Annotated in this window: 1 protein-coding gene; it reads left to right on the top strand. The window is 59.0% G+C overall.

The window, feature by feature from the left end:
- A partial coding sequence (locus tag ACYVHK_RS24715) for a GTP-binding protein (protein WP_460537753.1) occupies positions 1 to 544 on the top strand: 544 nt, incomplete at both ends.

The following is a 544-nucleotide window of genomic DNA, read 5'->3' as shown; positions in this document are numbered from 1 at the left end:
CAAGGGCTACGACCAGATCGACAGCGCGCCGGAAGAAAAGGCCCGTGGTATTACCATCAATACCGCGCACGTTGAGTACGAGACCGAGAACCGTCACTACGCTCACGTTGATTGCCCAGGTCACGCCGACTACGTCAAGAACATGATCACCGGTGCTGCCCAGATGGACGGCGCGATCCTGGTTGTGTCCTCCGCTGACGGTCCGATGCCGCAGACCCGCGAACACATCCTGTTGGCCCGCCAGGTTGGCGTGCCTTACATCATCGTGTTCATGAACAAGGCCGACATGGTCGACGACGCCGAACTGCTCGAGCTCGTTGAAATGGAAGTCCGTGAACTGCTGAGCAAGTACGATTTCCCAGGCGACGACCTGCCCATCATCAAGGGTTCGGCACTGAAGGCCCTGGAAGGCGACCAATCGGAAATCGGCGAACCCGCCATTTTCGCTCTGGCAGCTGCTCTGGACAGCTACATCCCGACGCCGGAGCGTGCCATTGACGGTACCTTCCTGATGCCAGTGGAAGACGTGTTCTCGATCTCCGGT

Source organism: Chitinimonas naiadis, assembly GCF_054780835.1.
The sequence above is the reverse complement of the archived record's forward strand: the minus strand, read 5'-3'. Positions and strand labels throughout refer to the sequence as shown.